The sequence below is a fragment of the Burkholderia sp. JPY481 genome, from assembly GCF_038900515.1.
In the GTDB taxonomy this organism is placed as follows: Bacteria; Pseudomonadota; Gammaproteobacteria; order Burkholderiales; family Burkholderiaceae; genus Paraburkholderia; species Paraburkholderia youngii.
Genome location: NZ_JAYMRT010000018.1, coordinates 20,119 through 43,944, shown reverse-complemented (window position 1 = coordinate 43,944; position 23,826 = coordinate 20,119). Strand labels below are relative to the sequence as shown.

At 59.7% G+C, this 23,826-nt stretch carries 17 protein-coding genes and 1 pseudogene; 5 read left to right on the top strand and 13 right to left on the bottom strand.

Annotation, left to right across the window (positions count from 1 at the left end; genetic code table 11):
- Window positions 1–79 precede the first annotated feature (79 nt).
- Complete coding sequence (locus VSR82_RS31290; protein ID WP_498858328.1) at window positions 80–1,390, top strand: ABC transporter substrate-binding protein; 1,311 nt, start codon at window positions 80–82, stop codon at window positions 1,388–1,390.
- Here VSR82_RS31290 and VSR82_RS31285 read toward each other — a convergent pair.
- The 5 genes from VSR82_RS31285 to VSR82_RS31265 all read right to left on the bottom strand — a co-directional run bounded on the left by VSR82_RS31285 (window position 1,379) and on the right by VSR82_RS31265 (window position 6,254).
- Entirely contained in the window at window positions 1,379–3,940 is a 2,562-nt protein-coding gene (locus VSR82_RS31285; protein ID WP_498858327.1) for an ATP-binding protein, read from the bottom strand. The two genes, VSR82_RS31290 and VSR82_RS31285, sit on opposite strands and share 12 nt — an antisense overlap.
- A gap of 213 nt (window positions 3,941–4,153) precedes the next feature.
- A complete protein-coding gene (locus VSR82_RS31280) occupies window positions 4,154–4,321 on the bottom strand; it encodes a winged helix-turn-helix domain-containing protein (RefSeq protein ID WP_368582201.1) in 168 nt (55 codons plus the stop codon).
- Between the two features lie 49 nt (window positions 4,322–4,370).
- Window positions 4,371–4,961, bottom strand: a complete 591-nt coding sequence (locus VSR82_RS31275; RefSeq protein WP_184138925.1) for a VOC family protein — start codon at window positions 4,959–4,961, stop codon at window positions 4,371–4,373.
- A 24-nt stretch (window positions 4,962–4,985) separates the two neighbouring features.
- A complete protein-coding gene (locus VSR82_RS31270; protein ID WP_260326606.1) occupies window positions 4,986–5,438 on the bottom strand; it encodes a nuclear transport factor 2-like protein in 453 nt (150 codons plus the stop codon).
- Between the two features lie 66 nt (window positions 5,439–5,504).
- Window positions 5,505–6,254 (bottom strand): SDR family oxidoreductase, encoded by a 750-nt coding sequence (locus tag VSR82_RS31265; RefSeq protein ID WP_152854069.1) that lies wholly within the window; start codon window positions 6,252–6,254, stop codon window positions 5,505–5,507.
- 214 nt (window positions 6,255–6,468) lie between these two features.
- Between VSR82_RS31265 and VSR82_RS31260 the strand changes: the two genes are divergently transcribed.
- The gene (locus VSR82_RS31260) at window positions 6,469–7,377 is read left to right on the top strand and encodes a LysR family transcriptional regulator (protein ID WP_184139176.1); all 909 of its coding nucleotides are present in this window, start codon (window positions 6,469–6,471) and stop codon (window positions 7,375–7,377) included.
- Window positions 7,378–7,398: 21 nt separating this feature from the next.
- Here the strand turns inward: VSR82_RS31260 and VSR82_RS31255 are convergent.
- The 4 genes and pseudogenes from VSR82_RS31255 to VSR82_RS31240 form a co-directional block, all read right to left on the bottom strand.
- Window positions 7,399–8,692: pseudogene (locus VSR82_RS31255) on the bottom strand (YncE family protein).
- Window positions 8,689–9,138 (bottom strand): DUF305 domain-containing protein, encoded by a 450-nt coding sequence (locus VSR82_RS31250; RefSeq protein WP_498858326.1) that lies wholly within the window; start codon window positions 9,136–9,138, stop codon window positions 8,689–8,691. Before VSR82_RS31250 ends, VSR82_RS31255 begins: the two are co-directional and overlap by 4 nt.
- 158 nt (window positions 9,139–9,296) lie before the next feature.
- Window positions 9,297–9,695, bottom strand: a complete 399-nt coding sequence (locus tag VSR82_RS31245) for a nuclear transport factor 2 family protein (protein WP_184138923.1) — start codon at window positions 9,693–9,695, stop codon at window positions 9,297–9,299.
- A gap of 129 nt (window positions 9,696–9,824) precedes the next feature.
- Complete coding sequence (locus VSR82_RS31240; protein WP_498858325.1) at window positions 9,825–10,313, bottom strand: DUF3331 domain-containing protein; 489 nt, start codon at window positions 10,311–10,313, stop codon at window positions 9,825–9,827.
- A 467-nt stretch (window positions 10,314–10,780) separates the two neighbouring features.
- Here VSR82_RS31240 and VSR82_RS31235 point away from each other — a divergent pair, with 467 nt between their 5' ends.
- Window positions 10,781–12,142: an ATP-binding protein gene (locus VSR82_RS31235; protein WP_498858324.1), complete on the top strand. Its 1,362-nt coding sequence runs from the start codon at window positions 10,781–10,783 to the stop codon at window positions 12,140–12,142.
- 1,386 nt (window positions 12,143–13,528) lie between these two features.
- Here the strand turns inward: VSR82_RS31235 and VSR82_RS31230 are convergent.
- On the bottom strand, window positions 13,529–13,846 hold the full coding sequence (locus tag VSR82_RS31230) for a hypothetical protein (protein ID WP_498858323.1): 318 nt from the start codon (window positions 13,844–13,846) through the stop codon (window positions 13,529–13,531).
- A gap of 359 nt (window positions 13,847–14,205) precedes the next feature.
- On the opposite strand from VSR82_RS31230, the gene VSR82_RS31225 reads away from it, so the two are divergent.
- Both VSR82_RS31225 and VSR82_RS31220 read left to right on the top strand, forming a co-directional pair.
- Complete coding sequence (locus VSR82_RS31225) at window positions 14,206–14,961, top strand: SDR family NAD(P)-dependent oxidoreductase (protein ID WP_152854075.1); 756 nt, start codon at window positions 14,206–14,208, stop codon at window positions 14,959–14,961.
- 280 nt (window positions 14,962–15,241) lie between these two features.
- The gene (locus VSR82_RS31220; RefSeq protein ID WP_184139175.1) at window positions 15,242–16,078 is read left to right on the top strand and encodes an alpha/beta fold hydrolase; all 837 of its coding nucleotides are present in this window, start codon (window positions 15,242–15,244) and stop codon (window positions 16,076–16,078) included.
- 862 nt (window positions 16,079–16,940) lie between these two features.
- On the opposite strand, the gene VSR82_RS31215 is transcribed toward VSR82_RS31220, so the two are convergent.
- The 3 genes from VSR82_RS31215 to VSR82_RS31205 form a co-directional block, all read right to left on the bottom strand.
- Window positions 16,941–19,334: a two-partner secretion domain-containing protein gene (locus VSR82_RS31215; RefSeq protein ID WP_498858322.1), complete on the bottom strand. Its 2,394-nt coding sequence runs from the start codon at window positions 19,332–19,334 to the stop codon at window positions 16,941–16,943.
- Window positions 19,335–20,238: 904 nt separating this feature from the next.
- Entirely contained in the window at window positions 20,239–22,563 is a 2,325-nt protein-coding gene (locus VSR82_RS31210) for a sialidase family protein (RefSeq protein ID WP_498858321.1), read from the bottom strand.
- A 413-nt stretch (window positions 22,564–22,976) separates the two neighbouring features.
- Window positions 22,977–23,252, bottom strand: a complete 276-nt coding sequence (locus VSR82_RS31205) for a BON domain-containing protein (protein ID WP_410853168.1) — start codon at window positions 23,250–23,252, stop codon at window positions 22,977–22,979.
- Window positions 23,253–23,826: the final 574 nt, after the last annotated feature.

Below are 23,826 nucleotides of genomic sequence, written 5' to 3'. Positions count from 1 at the left end.
AACGGCGGTGGCCACCGCACGACGGAGCGATCGCAGGTGTTTCGCCAGCAACTGATTTAACCTCCATCGGAGAATTTCAATGCGTTTTGAGCAGTACCGCGTTATATGGCAACAGCTTCGCGAGTGCGTAGCGATGTGGGTCGTTCTCGTCACACTGGCGGCATCTAGCGGAATCGCCTCGGCAGAAACCACCACGATCACGGTCTGGGATTTTAAATCGGCGGACCCCTCGATCGCTGCATACTTCCAGCAGACGGTCAAAGATTTTGAAGCGGCACATCCGGGCGTCATCGTCAAGCATGTCGCGCAGCCCCACGACCAGTATTATTCGCTGCTGGGTGCCGCGATCGGTGCGAATCAAGGACCGGATATCGTGATGCTTCACGGAGGCACCCCGACCCGCGAGCGGGCCGGTGCGCTCGTGGCGCTGAATCCAGATCTCGGCAGGCTTCGAGACCGGCTTGTCGGATGGGAAGCGTTCTCGGCTGAGAACAATACGATCTACGCAGTTCCGCTCACGCTGCAAGGCCAGGTCGTTTACTACAACAAGGATCTTTATCGTAAGGCCGGACTCGATCCAGACAGGCCTCCGGTCAATTGGGCGGAACTCGAAGCCGACTGCACCCGGCTCATCGCGAGATTGCATGTCGCATGCTTCGCGATGGGCAACAAGGATGGCTATGGCTCGATGTTCTTCTTCAATTCTATTGCGGCGAATTCATGGAGCGACGCACAGCGAGCCGCCTGGGCGGACCGAAAGCTCGCGTGGAGCGACCCTGCTGTGAGCAGCATCCTGCGTGTCTGGGTCGAGAAATCAAAAGCAGGCTGGTACACCAAAGGGGTGAACTCGACAGCGACATTCCCAGACCAATACGATCGATTCATGCGCGGAGAAGCCGCAAATGTCATCGGTCTCGTCTCGGACACCGCACACTGGAAGCAATTCGAAGCGGTCGTCGGGCCCGATAAGGTCGGAAGCTATTTGCCCGTCGCGCTCTCGGGCTCAGCGGGTGCCAATGCCCCGGGTGCGAAACTCTCGCTGCCCATTGCCGGCGGCATCGGGTGGGCGATCACGCGTTGGTCTCCGCATAAAGACCTTGCACTCGCTTACGTGAAATCGATGGTCTCGAGCACACACCTCAGGACGCTGTTCGAAACAGGCGGAGCGATGGTGTCCGATGGCCAATTCTCGCGTGATGGCATCGACAGCCCGAATGGAAAGAAAATTCTTGAATGGATTTCCTGCTGTCGCGCTCCGATGCCGCAGAACTCTATCGGGTTGTCCGAAGTTGAAGTCTTGCGTCGAGATACGCAGCGTATGCTTGCCGGATCGATGTCGGTGGAGGCCGCGACGTCGGAACTCGATCAGACTCGCACATCATCCAGGTAGGTCGCGGAGCACTGCTCGAAGCTCGTCGACATACCAAAGGTTGCCGGACAGTTCGCACTCGCCAATGACGTCGGAGAGGAAATCGACTGCGCCGGAGGAACGGCCGGCAGTGTGCAACGCGCGCGCGTACTCAACGGCAACCAGCGGATAGACCGCCAGATAGTGTGTCTGCTTGAGTCGTACGATGGCTGTCTCGAAGCTACGGAGCTCGCTCGAATCGAGGCGCGAGTTCATCGCGCGCGCGACCCACATAAACGCATCACAACACTGGAGCCAAATATGGAGTGCGGCTTTTTTGCACTCACGAGCAAGCTCCTCGACCGCATCCACCAGGGCAACGGAATCTCGGGTAAATATGGCGATGGATACGCTCGCTTCAAGCAGGATATAAGCTAACGTCAATTCGTGGCCGAATGTCCTTCCATCGTCCTCGGCCTCACGCGTCATGGCAAGGGCGCCCTCTCGATCGCTCTGAAACCACAACACTCTGGCAAGCGTCGCCTTGGTGACCGCAGCCTGACCTGTTCGTATCCCGGTGATCACCCACTTCTTCGTGTCAAGTTCGTCAGAACTGAGCGCCGCTTTGAGCTCGACCGCAGCCTCGTGGTGACGTCCGAGGTAGTGCAAGGCAATGCCATACAGTCGGTGACTCAGGGTTGCCTGGAAGGTGCTTCCGCGCGTTGAAGCGACCTTGTCGAACTCCTTTACGCGGTTGAGCGCGGTATAGGCGAATCCGCCGTACTGGCTCGCGTTCCAAAGACCCCACATCGCACGTAACTGGTGGCTTAACGCGTCGTGCGCCAAGGCAACAGCCAACGTTTGTTCCCACAACGTGTACACAAGAGGGCTTGGACCTTCAATGTACACAAGCGCAGCTGCATACGCACACAGCAGATTCAGGTGAACCGTCGGCAACTGCTCTTCAAGCGAGGCATCGCGCAGCGCCTGCAGTGCCTTCGAAGACCAATACGTGCACTCGTCCAGGGCCGACAGTTCGAAGAAGTGCGATGCAGACTGCGATGCGAGTTCAATGCCGAATCGCACGTCACCGAGTGGGCTGAACGCCCACGTCATCGCGGAGCGCAGATTACCCCGGTCAGCCTCAAACTCGGGCCACGTTTGAATACCCGCCGCTTCGCGTACCGCTATGCGCACATCGGCGACAAGGCTCTTGAAAAACTCTGCATGAGCTCGATCGGCGGCGGCCTTTTCACCGTTGGCCTCCATGCAATCGATTGCATAGGCCCGCGCGCTGTCCAGTAGTTGATATCGTTTCGCACGCGTGCGGTCCATCGAGATCAGCGATTTAGACACTAAGCTTGCGAGTGCCTCAGTCGTCTCTTGCGATGTCAGGCCAAAGCCGGTTGCGAGCGACCACGCGCCTTCCAGAGAAAACCCGTCGACGAACACTCCGACGAGCCGGAACACTAACTGCTCCTTCGCAGAGAGCAATCGGTAGCTCCAGTCAAAGACAGCCCTGAGCGTCTGATGCCTCGGCAACGCGTCGCGTGAACCGCCGGTCAGGATGGCAAACCTTCGGTTGAGGTTTGCCTTAATCGCTTCCAGCCCGAGGCTGGCTGTACGAGACGCGGCAAGTTCGATCGCGAGGGGAATTCCGTCCAGCCGTCGGCAAATATCGGCGACCATCGAAAGCGTGGCCTCGTCGTTTACCAAAGGCATCGAGAATCGCCGCGAGCGGTACGTAAACAAGCGCACCGAGTCGGCGGTCTCGAGTTGCTCGAGCGTGGCGCCCTCCGGCGGACACGCCAAAGTCGGCACCCAGTAGAGGGCCTCGCCGCTAATGGCAAGTGGCTCACGACTTGTCGCAACGACGCGCATATCGGAATTGGCTGCGGTCAAAGCAACGGCGATCGCGGCCGCTACGTCGATGAGATGCTCGCAGTTGTCCAGGACCAGCAGGCAGCGCGTCCCCTTCAGCGCGCCGACCAGTTGATCAACCGAAACCGCGGTGCCGCGAGCGGTGTCGGAAAACGCAGAAAGCAGTGCTTCCCTCGCCTGTCTCTCGGTCGAAATGGATGACAGCGAGATGAAGCGGACGACCTCGAAACGATCGCCAAGGCCTCGACAAAGTTCGACAGCGAGACTGGTCTTCCCGATTCCGCCCGCGCCTACTAGCGTCACGACTTGTCGTGAGGCCATCAGATCGACAACGTGCGTAATCGCCGTCTCTCGCCCAAACAGCGTGTCGACGTACGGCAATTCCTGGTGCGTGGCGCGTCGGGTTCTTCCAGGAGCGTGGATGGGTCGAGCGAGCAGGATATAGCCCCGTCCGGGGATCGTCTGTATCAGCGATCGCTCCGTTCCGAGCGCGCGACGCAACGACATCACGTGCACCTGCAGCGTGTTCTCTTCAACATCGCGATCTCGCCAGACCTGTTTGGCAAGATCCTGCTTGGTCACCAATGACCCTCGGTGTTCGATCAATACAGCGAGAATCGCATAGGCGCGGCGGCCCAGCGACACGCGCTCATTGTCGCGTGTGACCGTTCTTTGTTCGAGATTGACTTCCAATGGACCGACTTGCTCCACGGGCGATCGCCGTTCCGACGGGCGATGCGATGCGTCAGTATCACTACCTGGAACTACGTTCAATCGTCAATGCTCCCACGTCCACGATAACGCCGAGGTGAGGATCTCGCGCGGGAACTTCCCAACGTGCCGGACGATGTCCTCGACTTGGGGAATTATATCGTCATCAGTGCGGCTTGACGGGCTAAGCGCGGAGCGTTTGCCAGGAACATGTCAAAGGCCGTTGTCTAGCGAAATGATGAAACGCCTCGACACCAACGCACCGTTGGCGTCGATCAGAAGTTCGAGCAAGTCGTAGGCGCGATCGCTGAGTTTTACCGGTACGCCTGAACGCAAAACGACACGCGACGCACGTACGACTTCAAGATCACCAATTTTCATCAGAGTAGCGACAGTCTTTCAGCTCGACCTGTCGCCGGCAGAGGGAAATTCACTCGTTCGGATGCTTGGGATCCCAGAGCTTGATGCGCTTCGACTTCTCATACGCTTTACCCTTCGGGTAGCCGACGAGTTCCATTTCAGAGCCCCAAGGCGAGCGGAAATGCACCCATGTCTCGCCTGCAGTGTCACCGCTCTCCATCTTCATGGGTTCGCCAAAGACCGTAATGCCTCGAGATTTGAGGTAGGCCGCACCAGCTTGCACGTCGTCAGTGTAAAAGGCGATGTGAGATGCACCCAGATCTTCGTTGTTCGGGATCAGTGTGCTTCCCGTCGAGTTCTTGTATTCGAACAACTCGATGTTTGAACCCGTCCCGCAACGCAACATGGCGATCGAAACGCTATCGGCTCGCGCGGCGACTTGGTGGGTGCGATCCTCGGACAACGAGCTGGTCAGCTTGAACGGTCCAATGAGCGTGACAGGCTTGCATCCGAATGTCGTTGAGAGGAATGCCCCTGCCTCTGCGAGATTGGGGACATTGATGCCGACGTGGTCAACGCCGGCGGTCTTGATCGCCGGGGTTTGAGCCGACGCGGTCGCACTCAAAACGAGTGCCGAGAGCAGTGCAGCGATGGATTTCATGATGATTCGGTCAGGTGTGGAGAGTTAGTTTTTGTTGAGGAATACGCGCAGGCTGGCGAGCTTGCCGTCATGAATGGAGAAAATGTCTTCGCCCCGAACGAGATTCGGATTGTCTTTAGGACCGTAGCCCCAGGTCACGCGACCGAGTCCGTGATTCCATGAGACAGGGTCCGGTGTGAACGCAAACCCCGCGTGTTCGGTTTGAACACGCTCGATGAGTCGGTTGACGTTCGCATAGCCCGAAGCGATCTCGGCGTAGTCGGACACAAAGATGTCGGGCGTGTAGACAGTCGGAAATTTGTCCACACGCATCGCCTTATCGCGCTCGTTCCAGATCTCGAAGTGGCGGTCGATCAAATGCTGAGCGACAACGATGTCTTGAGCGTCGTTGTTCATGGGGCGTACGTCCTGTGAATGAACCGTGGGCGCGGTCAGCGATGCGATCAGCCATGCGCCCACAAAGGCAAGTTTTTTCATGGAGCTGCGGTCGAAAAGTGTCGATAACGGCCTCGATATCGGATCGGAGGCCGTCGTCCGTGTTGATCAAACTTGTGCCATGCCGCCGTCGACGAACAGCTCGATGCCGTTGATGAAACTCGACGCGTCGGAGGCAAGGAAGGCAACGGCCTTGCCGACTTCTTCGGGCTCCCCGATGCGGCCTGCAGGTACTTGCGAGGCGAGTGCGTCGAACAGTCCTTGACGAGCCTCTTCAGGCACCAGGCCACCCAGACCCGGCGTGCGGATCGGGCCGGGGCTGACGACATTGACGCGGATGCCGCGATCCTTGAGGTCCAGTGTCCACGACCGTGCGAAGTTGCGAACCGCTGCCTTGCTTGCGCTGTACACGCTGAAGTTCGGCGTTCCCTTAACCGATGTCGTCGACGAGGTCAGGATGATCGATGCGCCGTCGACAAGCAGCGGAAGTGCCTTCTGAACAGTGAACAGGACGCCGCGCACGTTGGTGCCGAAGATGCGATCGAAATGCTCCTCGGTAATCGCACCCAGCGGAAGCATGTCACCGCCACCGGCGTTGGCGAACAAGATATCGAGCTTGCCGGCTTCCTTGGCGATCTGCGCATAGACCGCGTCGAGGTCGGCCATCACCGATGCGTCGGCGCGGATACCCGTCGCCGCAGTCCCGATCGCAGCAACGGCTGCATCCAGTTCACCTTGCCGACGACCCGTGATGAAGACGCGTGCGCCCTGTGCGGCGAGTTCCTGCGCAGCGCCGAGGCCGATGCCTGTCGTGCCGCCGGTAACGAGGGCGATCTTTCCGTTCAGTGGCTTGCTCATGGAATGCTCCATTTCGTAGATTGAGGGTTGGTTTTCTGCCCGACATCGCTTTGTCGATGTGGGTGTCGTCCAGCTCGACACTCCGCTCGCCGCCGCGCTTCGCTTCAGGCATGGCGTCAATGTACCGGGCGGACATTCTTCGATAAATGGACAATAATGAAAATACTATGCACAATTGTGCACAATCAGAGGCATTACCAGGGAGTCACTTCGAATGGATCAGTTATTGGCGATGCGTGCCTTTGCGCGTGTCGTCGAGGCGGGTAGCTTTACGCGTGCGGCAGACTCGCTCAATCTGCCAAACGCGACCATGAGCAAGCTGGTCCGGGAGCTCGAGGCACATCTGGGCGTGCGGCTGCTACAGAGGACGACGCGACGTGTCACCGTGACGCCCGAGGGACAGGACTATTACGCGAAGGCGACGCGCGTCCTTCGTGACCTGGAAGACATGGATTCGTCGTTCAACTCGGCGAAATCACACCCGCGCGGTCATTTGCGCATCGACGTCGGCGGATCGACCGCGCGGGACGTGCTGATTCCATTGCTTCCCGACTTTATGGCGCGCTATCCCGACATCCGGATCGATCTCGGTGTGTCGGATCGATCGGTCGACCTTATTGAAGACAATGTCGACTGTGTGATTCGTGGCGGTCCGCTCGATAACTCATCGTTGATCGCGCGACATATCGGCGACGCGGCGATGGTCACCTGCGCGACGCCCGAATACCTGAAGCTCTATGGCGTGCCTGCCTATCCAGACGAATTGAAGAACGGACACCGCTTGATTGCTTACGTCTCGGCGCAGAACGGCCGGGCACTTCCATTCCGCTTCGCGCGGAACAACGAGAAAAGTGAGATCAAGGTTGACCATCGGATTGGCATCAACGAAAGCAACGCGCACCTTGCCGCTGCTGTTGCAGGCATGGGCATCATTCAGACTTTTTCGTATTCAGCCAGAGCCGCGCTCGACGAAGGCACACTCGTGGAAATCCTGCGCAAGTGGCGCCCCCCACCGTACCCGTTTCATATCGTGTATCCGCAGAATCGACACGTGACGCATCGACTCCGCGTGTTCATCGATTGGTTGCTGGAATGCTTTCCCGCACGTGTGAAGGGCAATTAGGGGGCGGTCCGTATTGCCCGACTACATCCGCTGCAACTGGACAGGAGAGCCGGGCTTGCCGTCGGTGACAGGCGCGATGACCAGATAGCGACGGTGCTCCGGCGCGCTCGTGCCTTGCGCCACGAGTTCGCGGATTTGCCCAATGGCATTGACGACTGCAGCGCCCGCGGGATTGGTCATGAAGTTCGAAAGAGGTTCGAGGGGACCGGATGCGTCTGCCTTGTCGGCCAGCGCCAAGACATAGGGGCGCTTCGGCTCGAGCCCTGACACGGCAGCCTGGAGAACTTGCAGCAGGCCTTGATCAAACAGTGAAACGCTCGTCGGGGGCGTGCCCGCTTGTGCCGCGCCGATGGCCGAGAGATAGACGTTGGCCACCTGCCCCGCTACCCCCAAACGACTGAAGGTTTTGCGTGCCGTCTCCTTCGGGAACCGAATTTGGAACATAGGCCACGGCTTGAGGTGCCTGCCCGATTGGAATGGTCGCGACAACCGTATTGGTGCGAGTATCGATGGCAGCCAGCGCGTCGGCGTTCTCAAGCCCGACGTAGACTCGCGTACCGTCTCCTGACGGCCAGACTCCGTGCGGAAGATTGCCCACGGGGATATCAGCAACTTGCTCGAAGTCATCGGTGCGGAAAACCTTGACGCGATTCAGGGCCCCGACAGTGACGTACGCGAGCATGCCATGCTCGTTGTGGACATGTTGACGTGGTTCGTGATCGGTCCCGTTTCCAGCGTCTTCAGCAACGCGAAGGGCGGCTGTGCGCTAAATGCCTGCGTCCTGCCGCTATCCTTGAGCGTGATCCAGACCTGCTTGTTGTCCGGGGATACCGCGATGTTGGGGCAGAAAGGACTCGACTGTTGAAGACGACCCACGATCTGATGCGATTTGACCTCGACCACATCGATTTCGGGGTTAAACGAGGAACACACAAAGCCATATTTTCTCGTGCTTGACCGTATTGGTTTCGGTGTCGATAAAGCTGACCGAATTCGAGCCGATCGATACCACCGCGAGCGTGCGGTGATCTGGCGAAAAGCCCATCCCGTGCACCAGAACCTGTCCGCGATACAGCGGGCCGAAATTCGTCGGTGCCGGCTGGCCCACTCGGACCACGCCCAGTAGCTTATTGTCTGTCGGATCGGTCACCGACACGGTGTTCGAGAACTGTTCGACCGCATAGACGCGATCGTGGTGGCTGACCGGAATGTCCGGGTCAGACAGGGAGCCTGGAGCCTGGCCGGCGTAGCAAACGTGCGCCGATGCGAGCAGTGCGGCGCAGATTATCGATGGGAGCGTGAGAAGCGGTTTCATTGCGCGTCCTTCGACATGTTCATATTCGTGTGGTCATGGGCCCGAGTCGTCCGAGTGGCAGAGGACGGCCCTGGCATCAGTTGATCAGGCGCAGGCTCCGGAGCGGGCAAGGGCTGGCCCAGAGGGAGCCGCATGGCGACGATCTCCTGTTGTTGCTCGACGATGATTTCCTGAGCGATGCGGCGAAGCCGCTCATCGTGCCCATGGCGCAATTCGGCTTGTGCCATGTCAATCGCGCCTTGATGGTGAGGCACCATCATTGCGACGAAGTCCTGATCGACGTCACCCGTCGGGTGAACGGACATGCCATTCATCATAGCCGTCATAGCCCGATCGTTTTCAGACAGAAAGCGGGCTTCTTGTTCGCTTGAAGCGACAGCTCCGGCAGCCTGCGCGGAAGGACTTGAGATGCAGACAACAAGAACGAAACCGAGCGCAAGGGTCACTCGGTGGAACCGGGGACATACTGAGAACACCGAGTCGCCTGCGTGGGTGCAGTCGCGGGAGGCAGCTCGCAGCGCGGCCGAAGCGTGAGTTCGAGCGCGCGAGCGGGCGATTGCGGGATTGCGGGATTGACATGGGCGCAAGCAGGCCCGTGCGATGGTCAGACGTCTTTGCTGAACGCACGTTGAGCAGCGACGGTGTCGAGCGACTCGCGCAGCAGTTTGATTTTTCCGTTTTCGGCGACGAGGCGTCCGGCGTACATCTGCCGATACGTCTTGCCAGTGGTCACGACGCGCGCCTCCACCTCATACTCGCCAAACGCCTGGTCCGGCGTATCGATCAGGATGTTCGCGTTCTTGAAGGCGAAGTCCGGCACCGCCGCGAGTAGCGACGCGATGAATGTTTCGATGGCAGCTGGACCCTGTGCACCGGTTTTAGGGTTGATGCTCGCGAGATACGGAAGCTCGAGCACGCCATCGTCGGCGAAGAGCGCGGCGGCCGCTTTGGGGTCGCGGATGGAGTCAAGATAGGTGGTGAGAAGCTCTGACGCTGATTTCATTGGAACCTCGCTAGGTGGTGAGAAGAAAAAACGTGCGATGACAGCAGGCAGGCGTGATGGCTTCGACTCGCGTTCGATCGTCCCGATCGGCCGGTGAGGGATCTGTGCCGATCCGGCGTCCGTTCGACCTCAGATTCGAGGCCGGCACGAACGCCGCTTCGGACGTTCCTGAATGAGGTCATCGCCATGACTGACGGCGCCGGCCAGCGCGCTCGCCAGAATCATGGCCTGGGCATTGAGCGGAGGAGGCGTGATCGGGATGGGCCGATAGATGGCCTCTCCGACGCCCACTGACTCGCCAGTCAGCGCGCACTCCCCTTGACGTCGGGCGACGCCCAGGCGCCAGATCTGATCGTTGTAGTGGCACATCGTCGCATCGCGCCACGAAATCGCCACGGTGTGATCGCTCAGGCGATCGAGCACATTGACGATGCGTGCCGCGCGTGTTCCGTCGTCAATCCGGGCCCCGCACGCGCCCCCCGGTGCGCGGAAATCAACACGAATGCGGCGTTCGGCGCAGGTCGCCGAAAGGAGTGTCGTCGCGGCAGTCACGGATTTCGCCAGCAACAGATTGCGGACAATGCCCAGCCAAGGATCGTTGCCTCTGGTATCGCGCATCACGCGGATTCCTGGTCGTGTCTTGCAGGTCAGATTGAATTGCGCCTGGCGCCGCGTTCGGGACGTCGCAATGAGCAGAACGCGAGCCGGCTTCGAAAAGGGTCATCTGCATTCACGCCGAGGCGGTCGCCGCCTCGTCCATCACTGCAGTCTCCAGATGCTCGAGTCCCGCGCCCACATATTGGGTCGTTATCGTCCGCGGAACCTGACGAAGGAGACTTCGGCGATGTGAATTGTTCTCGGGATCCGGTCCATCAGTCCTTAATGAACTATTAAAGAATCTGAAATCTGTCTTTGAACAGGCTGCGGCCCCGACGAATCGTCCTTTTGGCCGGTACAATTCGTCAATCGACCGGGTCGATTCCTCGCGGTTGGGATCGGGGCGGGTGCACAGCGTGTTGCGGGTCGCGGTCCTGAGGCACGACGAACGCCGTTTCCCGTGAAGGAAAGGGTCCAGCGAGGGTGAGATGAAATTCGGCGAAATCGAGGTGCTGCGCGAGTCCCGCGAGGTCTTACGCTCGGGCTCACCCGTTAAAATCAGTAGTCGTGCCTTTGATTTGCTCGAGATGCTGATCGACGCCCACGGCGCTCTTGTTTCGAACGAAGCCATCATGGCCAAGGTCTGGCCGACGACGATCGTCGAAGAAAACAACATTCAGGTTCAGATCTGTGCGCTCCGAAAGTTGTTCGGTCGCCACAAGGGGCTCATCAAGAATGTGTTTGGCCGTGGCTATCGCCTGGAGCGGCCGGGCGACGCGTCGGCAGTTATTGCGCCCGTGAACCCTTTAGTGAGCACCGCTTCGATTGATTTGGCGATGTACAAGCCGCCACTCTATCTTGACGAGTTCTTCGGACGCGAAGCGCTCCTGGGTCAGTTGATCATTCGAGTGCAGGAGCGCCGACCGTTACTCACTGTTGTTGGTCCGGCGGGATGCGGAAAGTCACGGCTGGCGCTGGAAGCCGCAAGACGACTGGAGCAACATGGCGCGGTTCGCACCCTCTATCTGTCGATGGCAAGCGGTGCCGCCGCTACCGATGCCTTCGGTCACATTGAACAATTATTGATTCAGACGGCCGGGTCGACCGATGGTCCATCACCGGGGCAGCACACGCTCGTTCTTGTCGACAATTGCGACCTCGTCGCAGAGCGCGTCGCGGAGTTCGTCAGTGCCATGCACGCTGCCGGGCGAGCGCTTTCTGTGATCGCAACCTCGCGAGCGCCATTGAGACTTTCCATGGAGGACGTTGTCTACGTGGAACCGTTTCGAGTCGATTGTGACGAGCGCGACCTCAGTACCGCCATCGACATGTTTGTGGCGCGAGCGTCTGATGTGCGCGCATCCACCTATACCGACGACGGCTTGATTCCCTATCTCAGGGAGATGGTGCAAGAGGTAGACGGTCTGCCGCTAGGAATCGAGTTTGTCGCGCGTCAAACTGCGTTGCTGGGTGTTGATTCTGTACGGGCGCTATTCGAGCGCGATATCGAGTTACCCAAGCGAGTCATCAGGCACATGGGAGATGCCCGACACGAGTCGCTGACCTCAGCGCTATCGTGGACCTGGAACCATCTGCCGAGTGACCAACAGAAGATCCTTAGTCATTTCGCCAGCAGTCGGCAACATGCATCGCTAAAGGACCTGAGCACCATCGCTCGCACGGTTGGACTTTCTGAAGAGGCCTCCTTCGAGGCACTGAGTGGCGTGATTGATAGCGCGTTCGTTTTTCGAAACTTCGAAGGCTCGCGCGCCGCTTACCGAATGCCCAACACGGTTCGCCGCTTTTTGCGCGCCCTCGATTCGAGCGACAACACGCACGCCGCGCAGTAACTCAGCAGTCAGTGAAGTTCCAGTATGTCCTTGAAAGCCCAGTCGATAGAGAGCCAGAAGTTGATTTCAACGAGCGATCACGTGGAATCGTTTCGCTTGTCCGTAAATCGATCCGCCGTGGAGACGGCTGGGCCGCTGGAAATGAATCTCGAACGACGTACGGTGACGCGGAATGATGTTCGAGTGCCACTGGGAAATCGCGCGTACGCGGTTCTCAATGTGCTGATCGCGCGCAGAGGATCTCTGGTCCCCAAGAACGCGATTTAACGGCGGACAATTGCGATATGCGCGTCATCGCGACAGGTCGTGAACCGCTTGAGATCAGCGGTGATACGAGCTTGATTCGGCAGATTGTGCTGCGCGCTTCTTGCGGCAAAACCAGATCAGTGAAGAAATCCACAGCACCGTATGGAACGCGATCGCCATCCACACGACCCTTGGGCTCCCGGAACGTATGGAAGCCACTTCGCGGCTGCTTGCCCACGCCTTACGGATGGACCTTTTCGGAGATGGGATTGGTGTTCTGACGAGGTCAGAAAGGACAGAAATAGTGGATGCATTTCCGCGCGGCGAAAGCTTTGCGCGTGACTATCTCGAAGCTGTCGGACGTAGCATGCTTCATCGACCCTAACCCGTACACAGTACGGCAGGCGCGGACATTCTCGAGCGGTTAGACGAACGCTTTCGGCGATCGAATCACTGCGGCCGCATACTTGGCGCGCGTTGGGATAGAGACGTGGGTTAGCGACGGAGAACGTGCAGGGGGTGGATTCCCGCAGCTTCTCTCACTGCAACCTGCGCATCGGCGACAAGGCTCCTTAAGAACTCTGCATGCAGTCGGTCGGCAACTGTGCGTTCCCCATTCGCCTCCATGCAATCGAGTGCATAGGCGCGTGTGCTATCCGACAGGCGATATCGCCTCGCGCAGGTTCGATCGATCGAAACCAGGGACTTTGACACGAGGCTTGCAAGCGAGTCGTCTCCTGAGAGGTCAAGCCGAAGCCTGTCGCAATCGACCATGCGCCCTCCAGTGAGAATCCGTCTACAAATACCCCCATCACGCGGAAGAGCAACTGCTCGTTTGTCGAAAGCAGTCGGTAACTCCAGTCAAAGACGGCCTTGAGCGCCTGATGTCTCGGCAGTGCGTCGCGAGATCCGCCAGTGAGGATCGAAAACCTTCTGTCGAGGTTGGACTTGATGGCCTCCAGCCCCAGGCTGGCCGTTCGCGATGCTGCGAGTTCGATCGCCAGAGGCATTCCATCGAGCCGCCGGCATATGTCCGCGACCGTCGATAGCGTCGCTTCGTGGTTGGCCAAGGGCATTGAAAAACGCTGCGAGCGATAGGCGACCAGGCGGACCGAATCCGATGTCTCAACTTGCTCGCGGCTAGCGCCCTCTGGCGGACACGCTAACGTTGGAACCCAATAGAGCATCTCGCTGCTGTGACGATGCATATTCCGCGGACAGCCCCATGCAGGAAAAGTGTGCCGCTACTGACAACGTGTCCGCGGCGACAGAAATGGATTCCTGGCGTGCCAGAAGCGAGCCGAACAGAAAGATGCGCCATGTGTGGTGATAGAGCACCTCGGGCAGACATGTGCGAGCCATCATCGCTGCATCAGCGGCGAGACGGGATGTCGGGATCTGTATTCCGGCGATCGTCCGATTCACGCCGGTTCGATGCCGAAGGTGTTGTTGGTCCATCGGTCTGGTCCTTTTCGTACCTGAGCCTTGCAGGGGCGTCTCCAGCGTGTCCGTCTTGCCGGTCTCTTAATGGGTGCGCGTGACGCCCATCGTGGAATGGAACGAAGGCGCGCCTCCGGCGCCAATTTTCTTGCCAGCGTCTCGAGGCGACACATTACGCCGAGTGCCGATCGCTTTCCCCCTCTAGATTCTTAAATTCTATGAATCCGTCTGAGCCAAGGTCCTGATCGAATCGCTCGCGCAGGAGGCCTTTTAAGACTTAGGCCCGCGATAGCAGAAGATTTAATAAGTCGAATATATATTCGCGCGCCAGAAATGATTACCGTCTCGCCTATCGATTTTTTCTAAGGGAGTTAAGGATGAGCAATCGATTGGCGGGAAAAGTGGCACTCGTGACGGGCGGAACGAGCGGCATCGGTTTGGCCACGGCAAAGGAACTCGCTCTCGAGGGAGCAACGGTATACATCACGGGGCGCCGCCTGGCAGAGTTGGACGCTGCCTGCGCCAACATCGGACATGGGGTTCGCGGGATCAAGGGTGACGTCACATCGAACAGTGACCTCGACGCGTTGATCGAGACCCTTCGATCCGCAGAAGGTCGGATCGACGTCCTCTTCGCCAATGCCGGCGGCGGAACGATGGCGCCACTCGGACAGATCACGGAGGAGCATTTCGACGACACTTTCAATCGCAACGTGCGCGCGCTGGTGTTCACTGTTCAAAAGTCGTTGCCGCTGATGAGCGCAGGGGCTTCCATCATTTTGACAGGCTCCACTGCGGGCTCGTCCGGCACGCAAGCGTTCAGCATTTATAGCGCATCGAAAGCTGCGGTACGCAACCTCGCGCGCAGTTGGGTACTTGATCTGAAAGAACGTGGAATTCGCGTGAACGTCGTGAGCCCCGGTGCGACGAAGACCATCGGACTGGCCGAACTGGCTGGCGACTCAAAGGAAGCCCAGGAAGGCTTGCTGACTTACCTCGCCTCGCTGATTCCGATGGGTCGCCTTGCGGATCCGTCGGAGATCGGCAAGGTGGTGGTCTTTCTCGCATCCGATGATTCGAGTTTCGTCAACGGTGCCGAGATCTTTGCCGACGGTGGTCAGGCGCAGGTGTGAGCTGAGCATTGGCAATGACATAAAGCGCGAGTCTTTGCGTCCGATTTCGCTGGGTGTCCCTGTCGGTACCCAGATCAGTCGCCGCCTTACAAAAAACAATTATCACCGGGAAAAGTAGATGAACGATCAGTTTGACCAGCCATCGTTGGCGCGCCGCAAGGCTTTGCTGGCAGGCGCGGGCGCCGCCGTAGCGGCGGTTGGCGCGCCGTGCCTCGCTTCGGCGGAAGTGCATCAAGCCAGCGCGCACACTGCGGCACCTCATCAACATGGAATCGCTGACATGAACTACGTCACCACGAAGGACGGTACTCAGATCTTCTACAAAGACTGGGGCCCAAAGGATGCACAACCCATCGTGTTCCATCACGGTTGGCCGCTGTCATCGGACGACTGGGATACGCAGATGCTGTTCTTCGTGCAGCACGGCTATCGTGTCGTCGCACATGACCGGCGCGGTCACGGCCGTTCGTCACAAGTGTCCGAAGGCCACGACATGGACCACTATGCCGCGGACGCCTTTGCGGTTGTCGAAGCGCTCAACCTTCGCAACGCAGTGCATATCGGCCATTCGACCGGGGGCGGCGAAGTCGCGCGTTACGTCGCAAAGCACGGACAGCCTTCGGGACGCGTGGCCAAGGCGGTGCTGGTCAGCGCCGTTACGCCGCTGATGGTCAAGACCGACTCGAACCCCGAAGGTCTGCCGCTGAGCGTGTTCGACGGATTCCGCCAGGCGCTCGCGGCCAACCGCGCGCAATTCTTCGTCGATGTGCCGACCGGGCCTTTCTACGGCTTCAACCGTCCGGGCGCGACCGTACATCCGGGCGTGATCCAGAACTGGTGGCGTCAGGGAATGACGGGCAGCGCCAAGGCTCACTATGAGGGCATCAAGGCTTTCTCTGAAACCGACCAGACCGACGACCTCCGGGAGATTACGGTGCCGACTTTGGTACTGCACGGTGAAGACGACCAAATCGTCCCGATCGCAGACTCGGCACGCAAGTCGATCAAGCTGCTTAAGAACGGGACGCTCAAGACCTACCCCAGCTTTTCGCACGGCATGTTGACTGTCAATGCGGAAACGCTCAACGCAGATCTGCTGGCGTTTGTACGTGCCTGATTTGGGCCGTGCTTCGTTGATCGATCTCTGAGCAAACATTGCCGGTGGTGTTGGATAACACCGCCGGCTGAATGACTCATGTTGTCGAGCGGCCGGTCCGAATGCTGATTGAGACTGCTGCGTCGTCCGCGTTAGCCGGGCACCGATGGGAGCTTTGCGACGTGCATCTCGATACGCCGCTTCCATGTACGCCATAGAAATTCTACCGTGCGACCTTGCGAGTATCTCGGCGAGAGCAGTCCCAATCGAGTGCACCGAGGAGATCGGTCGATTCGGTGTTCGGTACGTTAGCGCTCGCTCGACCTCTCCGTCGACACTTAGGCGTTGGACAGAAGTGCTGGATCAGCAGAGGCGACCCTATAAGGTCGTCGATCCGATCTCGCATCGATGTGTTTCGCGGAACTATGCGGTTTGGTGATGAGGAGTGCGCAAGTCGTCGTCATTCATCAATTCCTTAGCATCAGCGATACGGGTATCAAGGATACTCAGCAGGCGATGAGCGCGGCATCACCTGATGTCGCGATGAACGCTATATTGACGGCTGCTGCGTACGGCGAAGCGGGCGCTCACGGTGGAATCGTGGATGGCTGAACCTGGCCGAACCCGGTCCGACGTCGAACCGGCAACGTAATGCGCCCGTGATCGGTCGACATCGGGCAGCAGCCGACCCCATTGCCGACAGTCGGGTCTTCGCGGTCCCAACAGCAGGTATCAGAGTAAAACGGCCAACCGCACCTTCAACTATGAACTCGTCTTCGGTCCGTCACCAATCAACAGTCATTGCGGCGGCTGGTGGTTGACCCATTGCCGCCACAATGCGACAGGATGACTGTTCACTGACGATTGTGGATAACAGGCGGTCTCATTGTGCCAGTTGCCACTGCAATATCGGATGCGTCGCTCCCGCGGGCATCGCCCAAACGCCGCCTGGGCTAAAGTCGTATGTAGGACCAAAGCTGGATGGCGTGCTCATCTGCATAGTAGTCAAGCCTTGAGCGTTACCCAGGTTCGCGCCCAGGATCGTGGTGCGGACGCCGACTGGCGCGCCTGTCGTTTGCGTATCCCAGTAGACATCGTTGGTGATGGTCCCCGGGGAAGACGCGATGTAATTTGCGTTGTAATCCGCGATGCCGCCCGGCCCCCCTGCAGGTCCGGATGGCTGGTCAATCTTGCCGGTTGCGAACGACTGACTGATCGTGCCTGAAGTCCCGCCAACTAGCCCACCCCCGCACGCATTGACGGTGTCACATTGCGGCTGCACATGAACTGTTCCAGTCGCATAAGACTCTGTGATAACGCCAAAATTGTAGCCGGCCAGACCGCCCGCTCCTTGGAGATGGGTCGAGGTGACATCGCCCGATGCGAACGATTGCCGGATTACGCCGAAGCTGTTGGTTCCGACCAGGCCTCCCGTCGCGGAATCAGATGAAACGTCGGCGGTGCTTGAGGAACGCGTGATCGTGCCGTCGAAGTTCAAGCCCACAAGTCCTCCAGTTGAAAGACGGCCGATTGAAGTAACACTGCCGCTTGAATGCACGGATGCGATCGTGCCGTCGTTCCTGTCTGCGAGAAAGCCCGCCCAGGCGTCAGACTTGGGCAAGTTGGCAGTGCCCTGAATGTTGAGGTTCCGAACGACGCCCGAGTACCCGATCTCCCCGAAAAGCGATTCAGATAACCAAAGATTCGAAATCGTGTGTCCCATGCCATCAAACTGGCCCGAGAACGAAGCCACGGTCGGACTGAATTCACCGGGCGGAGGCGTCGCGTCGATGTCCCTGCCGAGCGCGTAGTTGCCCGAGGGGTTGAGTCCAACTGCGCCCAGCTGTGAGACGGTATTCACCAGCGCATAGACGGTAACTTGCGTCACCAGACCACTGTCTGGAGCGGCAGACCATGTGCTGTTTGAGAGGATGTTTCCGGGTAAGTATTCACCGGTTATGTCATGCAATGCACTCACGATGCCCGTGCTGCGCGACCAGTCAATCGTGCCGGTGTTGATGACGCTGCCGCCGTTGTCAATTCCCGACGCGTCCGCGCGCAACGTCAGGTTGCCCGCACCGGAGTTCGCGATGGTCGTAGCCGTCGCTACCGAGACGTCGTGGTACGCGGCGAGCGTGAGCGAAGCCGGACCGGACCAGCGCATGCTCGCCGCGACGCCCAGATCGCCCGTCGCCCCGTGGGCGCCCGTCGTCTCGACATCCACCGAGGTGCCCGCGTTCAGGCTGCGTTGCAACGCATGCGCGGCGGCATCATCGATCGTGAAAGCAGGCGTTGAGAGATTCCACTGACCTGCATCGACCACCGCGTGCTTGCCGAAGGTCGGTTGTGCCGCCTGTGTATCGACCGTTCCGCCGCTGCCGTCCGCGTTGCTTGCGGCGATCTTGCCGAGTTGATCGACACGGCCGCTGTCGGCAACGAGCCAGACGTGTCCGTCGCGGCTGGCCGTGCCGGTTGCGCGGATGCGCGCACCGCCGCCGGCGAGCGCATACACGTTGCCGTCGGCGGCCTGCAGGCCGACCTGTGCGGCCGTTATCCGCCCCTTGTTAATGACCGTGCCCTGACTGCCCGTTTGCACGAACACCTGCCTGCTGCTGCCCGAATCCCGCAGGAGTACCTGTTCGCCTGCGGCCAGTTCCGCCGTGCCGTTGGGCGCGGAGACGGCGCCCGCATTGGTCACCGCGCCCCGCGCGATCAGGAACACATCGCCGCCGCTGGAGCTGATCCTACCGAGGTTGATGACACTTGCATCGGAGTCGCCCGAGAGTGTCAGCGCGCCGCTGGCTTGCATGAAGGCGTCATTGCAGACATCCAGAGTGGACGCGACGAAACGTCCGCCCGTTGTGATTACGCCCGATGACCCCACGACGATGCCCTGCGGATTGATCACATAGAGGCTTCCCGTCGCACTGAGGCTGCCCAGAATGGCCGAAGGTGTGCCACCCGTTACCCGGTTCAGCGTCGCGCCCGAACCGTTGTCGAACGTCACGCTGTTGTGCCTGCCGATCGAGAAATTGTTCCAGTCAATCACGCCGCGCGTCGAACCCGGTTGCGTGATCAAGAGACCATTCCCCTGGCTGGCTATCGTGCCCGCGCCGGCGACGTAGGTCCCGCCTTGTGGAAGCACACCCGCCGCGAACACCAAGGGTGTCAGGGACAGTCCAGTCAGCGAAACGCCGACGGCGAGCCAGACGTATCCGCGCGATTGCTGTCGACGCAGTGCGCGTCGCGCGGGCCGAAGTAGTCCTGGATGTGACATACAGCCCCCTTTCCGGCGTGTGTACGGAATGGCTGCCGACGACCCGCAGAGCCGGCCGGAAACGCGTGAGTCGCTGCGTCTGAAGAATAGCCGTTAGCATCGCTGGGGCACGTCAATATCTCAGCGTTTTGCGCCTTCGCGTGGAACTTCCATGCCCGTTCGTAGTGCGGCGCGTGTTATCACACGCTTACTATTCCGACAACAACCAACCGAAGGCCAGTGACCGTTTGCAGTGCGGAGCCGACGTCTGAACGTCCGTCTGACGGTCAAGGCGAAGGACGCTTGTTGGCCGCGTGCCGCCATGAGAAGCGCGGGTGAGACGCCCCTCGCAGACGTCAGATGCGATTAGACAGGATGGGAAAATGTTGAGAGCTGGATAGACGGCTGAATCTGCAAACGGAATCCGTATGGTGGCGCGTCCGCGCAATCGTAGCGCCCGTTGAACAAGTTCGCGGCTGAAAATTCAATGTGCGTACGGCAATCGTCTCGCACGACCCGTGCCCCGGACAATCCAACAAATTGAGCCGTACTAGCGGCTCTGCTACTCCTTCATAACTGATCAAAAGTTCCACGTCACAGCTAAGTGGCCCATATTGTTAGACTCAGGACCACCGGTGTCCGGGAGACAACGTACCGATACGAAATTCCGTACTCTTCCTCGATCGGCACCACATTAAGAACCTCCAGAAAATCCAGCGGTTCCCATGAAAAATTCGGCATAGCTCTTCCGGGTTGATTTGATATCGGCGCTGACGAATTTAAAGTCTACGCGTTCGTTCTTCGCGTTGATTTCGAACAAGCTCATGGATTGTTGACGATCTGGTCAACATTGTCGAATGGCCGGATTTGGCCGCGTCGAGGCAGGTGAAGACGACAGGTTCAGTCATGCGTGGTGTCATCGCCCTTATCGCCCTTTGTTGCGCGCCTTGGCATCACGTTTCTTAGGTTCCTTGTCCGCTTGCGTGGCATGAACGCGAACCAGTTCCAGGATGGCGCTGCCGGTCATGACATGGCTGTCGTTGCGCTGGAACAGGGTCACTTTGGCGGGCGCGTCGAGATCGAAGTTTTCTGGCATCCTGACCGACAGCTTCAGGCGCAAAATCTGCCCCGGCTCGATCGCAAAGCCGACTCCAGCCACCCGATGGGTCAGGTTCCAATGCTTGCCGGCAAGCTTGGCGCCATGCAGGTGGGTCTTGTCAGGTACAGCCGGTTTCTCTCCCTTCCTGGGCGGAAGCAGTTCGAGAATCATCGGCACGCCGTCGAGCCGGCCGTCCTTGTGGACGATAACCTCGACGAGCCTTGCATGACTGTACGGACTACCTACGATGAAGGGCAACTCGATCAGGCTCTCGGCCTTGGCGAAGACATGGGCATATGAGAGGTTGCGCTGACAGACGTTGTTGTCGCCCCAGAAGTAGCTACCGTAATCGCAGGTACCGGGCGCGACCAGCACCGGCGCCCCATTGAGCCCGCCTGCGGAGTCATTGTTGTTGCCACGCGCCTCGGCCAGCAGGCAGGGGTGCCACGTGCCCTCCTGAGGAATTTGCACGGCCGGCCAGCGAATGGGACCGAAGATGCGCGTAGCGCCCACCGTCAGATTCTGCGGTGCGCTCTCACCCAGATACAGGTGCCTCTGCTGGACCGCCGCAGTCTGCCAGTCGCCCGGATACCAATCCTGCGGATAACGAAACTCTAGCCCGGGCAGCGCATCGAGCGCGGGATAGTTGCCCACGGTAACCGCGAACGTGACGTTCTCCGCGGGATTGGGCCCCAGGTTGGTGATCTTGCCGTAGATGAAATGATCCGTCACACCGTCGCGCAACAGATCCTGATCGACCCAGACCGTATTGCCGTCCTGCTGCCGGCGTACGATCAGGTCCGGGGCCTCCCAATGATTGCCGGGTGACGGGACTGTTCCAGTGTCGCTCGAGGAGTCCCGGATGTAGACGTTCGCGGGACGGACCGCGACTCGTGCCGTGAACATCTCCTGGGTTCCGGTGCGTGTATCCATCCAGAACGGGAAGAAGCCAAGCGGACTCGCCGCCAGACCGAAGTAATCACCGATGAAGGTGATGTTCGGATCGCCGTGCGCCCAAACGGCATCGACTGTCGGGTCCCATGGCATCTCCGTCACCGTCACTCGGTCCACGAAACTCGCCGCGTTGTCGGCGGACACGGTCAGGACCACGTCGATCAGCGGCGTCGTGCCGCCGCCCTTCGGCCCGAAGAGATAGAAATCGCAGCCCACGTCTCCGTCTGGCGTGCAGGCGAGTTGGGGTTGGAACTCGTGCTGATCCGGCGCGGAAACGGCGCCGCCGCTCAGCAACGGCATGCCGGAGCCGGTGCCGGCCTGCCAGCTGGCGCCACTATTGTTGGATCGCGCATAGTAGATGCGCGCGACGTTCTGTCGATAGTCGGCCCAGCCGACCACCAGGTCGGTCGCGTTGGCGCCGGCACAGGCCGTCGCGACCGTAGGCGTTCGGAACGTCCCACCGGGTAGCTGGCCGGGCAAACCCGTGATTCCGCTCGCGACGGTGGCCGGGTTCGAGAACGAGTCCCCGCCATCGGTGGATTTGACAAACTGAATGTCGTTGCCAGCGATGAAGAAGATGTAGACGCTGCTGTCCGCGGCCACCACGACCTGAGGTCCGAAGGAGTCGGGGGCGAGCGAGGTTCCGACCGGGCTCGCACCGGTGCCGCGCCAGCTGGCGCCGTAGTCGATCGTGCGCCCGAACAGCATGCCACCCGGACCGTCCCAGGCGGCGTAGACGCGGCCGTGATAGGGGCTTGCGGGATTCGTATCGCCCGCGGCCGACTGCTTGTCATCGCCCTGCGCCGAGTGAATGAGGTTCGGCGCAGACCAGGTCAAACCACCGTCCGTCGACTTGTAGACCGCAATGGCCATCGGTTCCGGGCCCTGAAACGGCAGAGCAACGAGATACGCGCCGCCAACATCGTCGAAGGCGACCGTCGGATCCGACACGCCGTCCCAACCCGCGAGCAGCCCGAGCGGCGCGGCCTCCTGCCACGATCGGCCCGCGTCGAATGTCGAATACGCGGCGAGTGAGAACGCATAGGTGTGGGGGTCGGTGAATCGTTTGGACGACCCGACCATGTTGTACGGATTGGTCGGATTGACTTCTAGCGTCGATTCGCTTCGGTCATTGCTGGGGCTGGCATCGCAGGTGACGCGGATGTTGTATCGTGGTCCGAGAATGAGCGGGAGCATGGTTCCTCCTGGGTAGTGCCATTGGCAGTAGCCCCTCTGCTCTCTTATCCACCTCGGGAAACAGCTTTGCGTCCGTGGTCGGCACTCGGAGACGGATTGGACTACGAATCTTCGTTGTTGTTAGCTCGAAGACGAACTGTCCCGGCTAGATTCACAGTTGCCCTCCTCAAATATTTCGATGACCCGGGCGACCCTGATAGGGAAGCGGTGTTCGGTAGGCATCGCGCATCGTGCGGGCGCACGTCTCGCGCTGGCGCGCCCATTCCCGACGCGGTCGTCTGCTTACGAGAAAGTCCAATGGCTGAAACGATTCGATAACGCCTGCTCGAAGTGCCCGGAAACGGCCATTCACAATAGGTCGAACTCGCTGAGGTACGAAGGACCGCAATGGCTTCATTCTTTCGAATCGCTGGCTAACGGCTGTTCCGCAAGGTCAACTGATTCGTCACCGATCTGACTCCGCGCACCGATCTTGCCGTGTTGCCGGCGAGCGCGATCTGCCTGTGCTCAGGCACCCATCCCGTCAGCGTCACGACGCCGAGGCGCGCCCTGACCCGAATCCCTGAAGCATCCAGGCGCGGTGTCCGCCTAAGGGCGCTGCGGACGTCACGACTCACGGCGCTGTCCGGCCTGTTCTGAAGCCGCGACGTCGAGTCCTCCACCCGCTGCGCTGTCGCGCCAGCACCCATGTTCTCACCCGTGTGCGCGCCAGCGTGGATCGAGCCACAACTTATGGGGACCATAACCAGGATCGCGCAGATTTTAACGCTCGCACCACTCACATTCATGCTCCCTTTCAGCAAAAGACGATCGACCCACAAGTCGGGTCTTCGTTTAGGTTCGTCGTTATCAGTGAATGACTCAAGGGGCTATGCCTTCTGCATGGAGCGAGGCGCGCGAGGGGTTTAGTCCTCCGGCCACAAGCGGTCGGTCGAGGTCGCCATCCACTTCGGTCTCCCAGCTCTCGTCCGGCCACGCTCGATGACCGGTCTTCGGCGAGGAGATCGCCAGTGGCATTGCCTCGACGCGGCCACCAAGGGCCATCCGACCGAACCGTACCAGTGACATTGACGCGTCCGTTCCTCACCCGTAACCGGCCGTTCGATCAGTGACGATGCAAGCCTATTCATCGGCCAATGCCGGGGACGGTGCCTTGCGGCCAATCCAACTTTGAACGACTGCGCGGTGGGCTGATGGCTAAGCGGCTGCAACTGGTCTGTGCGTTCGATCCGTTAGTGAAAATGTGCAGCCGCCTAGGGTTTC

What these genes read in the sequence shown, in the direction of transcription:
- VSR82_RS31205 (WP_410853168.1), bottom strand. Translation starts at nt 23,252, where the DNA reads ATGGGTGCTGGCGCGACAGCGCAGCGGGTGGAGGACTCGACGTCGCGG.
- VSR82_RS31210 (WP_498858321.1), bottom strand. Translation starts at nt 22,563, where the DNA reads ATGCTCCCGCTCATTCTCGGACCACGATACAACATCCGCGTCACCTGC.
- VSR82_RS31235 (WP_498858324.1), top strand. Translation starts at nt 10,781, where the DNA reads ATGAAATTCGGCGAAATCGAGGTGCTGCGCGAGTCCCGCGAGGTCTTA.
- VSR82_RS31260 (WP_184139176.1), top strand. Translation starts at nt 6,469, where the DNA reads ATGGATCAGTTATTGGCGATGCGTGCCTTTGCGCGTGTCGTCGAGGCG.
- VSR82_RS31275 (WP_184138925.1), bottom strand. Translation starts at nt 4,961, where the DNA reads ATGAAATCCATCGCTGCACTGCTCTCGGCACTCGTTTTGAGTGCGACC.
- VSR82_RS31230 (WP_498858323.1), bottom strand. Translation starts at nt 13,846, where the DNA reads ATGGACCAACAACACCTTCGGCATCGAACCGGCGTGAATCGGACGATC.
- VSR82_RS31215 (WP_498858322.1), bottom strand. Translation starts at nt 19,334, where the DNA reads ATGTCACATCCAGGACTACTTCGGCCCGCGCGACGCGCACTGCGTCGA.
- VSR82_RS31280 (WP_368582201.1), bottom strand. Translation starts at nt 4,321, where the DNA reads ATGAAAATTGGTGATCTTGAAGTCGTACGTGCGTCGCGTGTCGTTTTG.
- VSR82_RS31225 (WP_152854075.1), top strand. Translation starts at nt 14,206, where the DNA reads ATGAGCAATCGATTGGCGGGAAAAGTGGCACTCGTGACGGGCGGAACG.
- VSR82_RS31270 (WP_260326606.1), bottom strand. Translation starts at nt 5,438, where the DNA reads ATGAAAAAACTTGCCTTTGTGGGCGCATGGCTGATCGCATCGCTGACC.
- VSR82_RS31240 (WP_498858325.1), bottom strand. Translation starts at nt 10,313, where the DNA reads ATGCGCGATACCAGAGGCAACGATCCTTGGCTGGGCATTGTCCGCAAT.
- VSR82_RS31220 (WP_184139175.1), top strand. Translation starts at nt 15,242, where the DNA reads ATGAACTACGTCACCACGAAGGACGGTACTCAGATCTTCTACAAAGAC.
- VSR82_RS31245 (WP_184138923.1), bottom strand. Translation starts at nt 9,695, where the DNA reads ATGAAATCAGCGTCAGAGCTTCTCACCACCTATCTTGACTCCATCCGC.
- VSR82_RS31265 (WP_152854069.1), bottom strand. Translation starts at nt 6,254, where the DNA reads ATGAGCAAGCCACTGAACGGAAAGATCGCCCTCGTTACCGGCGGCACG.
- VSR82_RS31290 (WP_498858328.1), top strand. Translation starts at nt 80, where the DNA reads ATGCGTTTTGAGCAGTACCGCGTTATATGGCAACAGCTTCGCGAGTGC.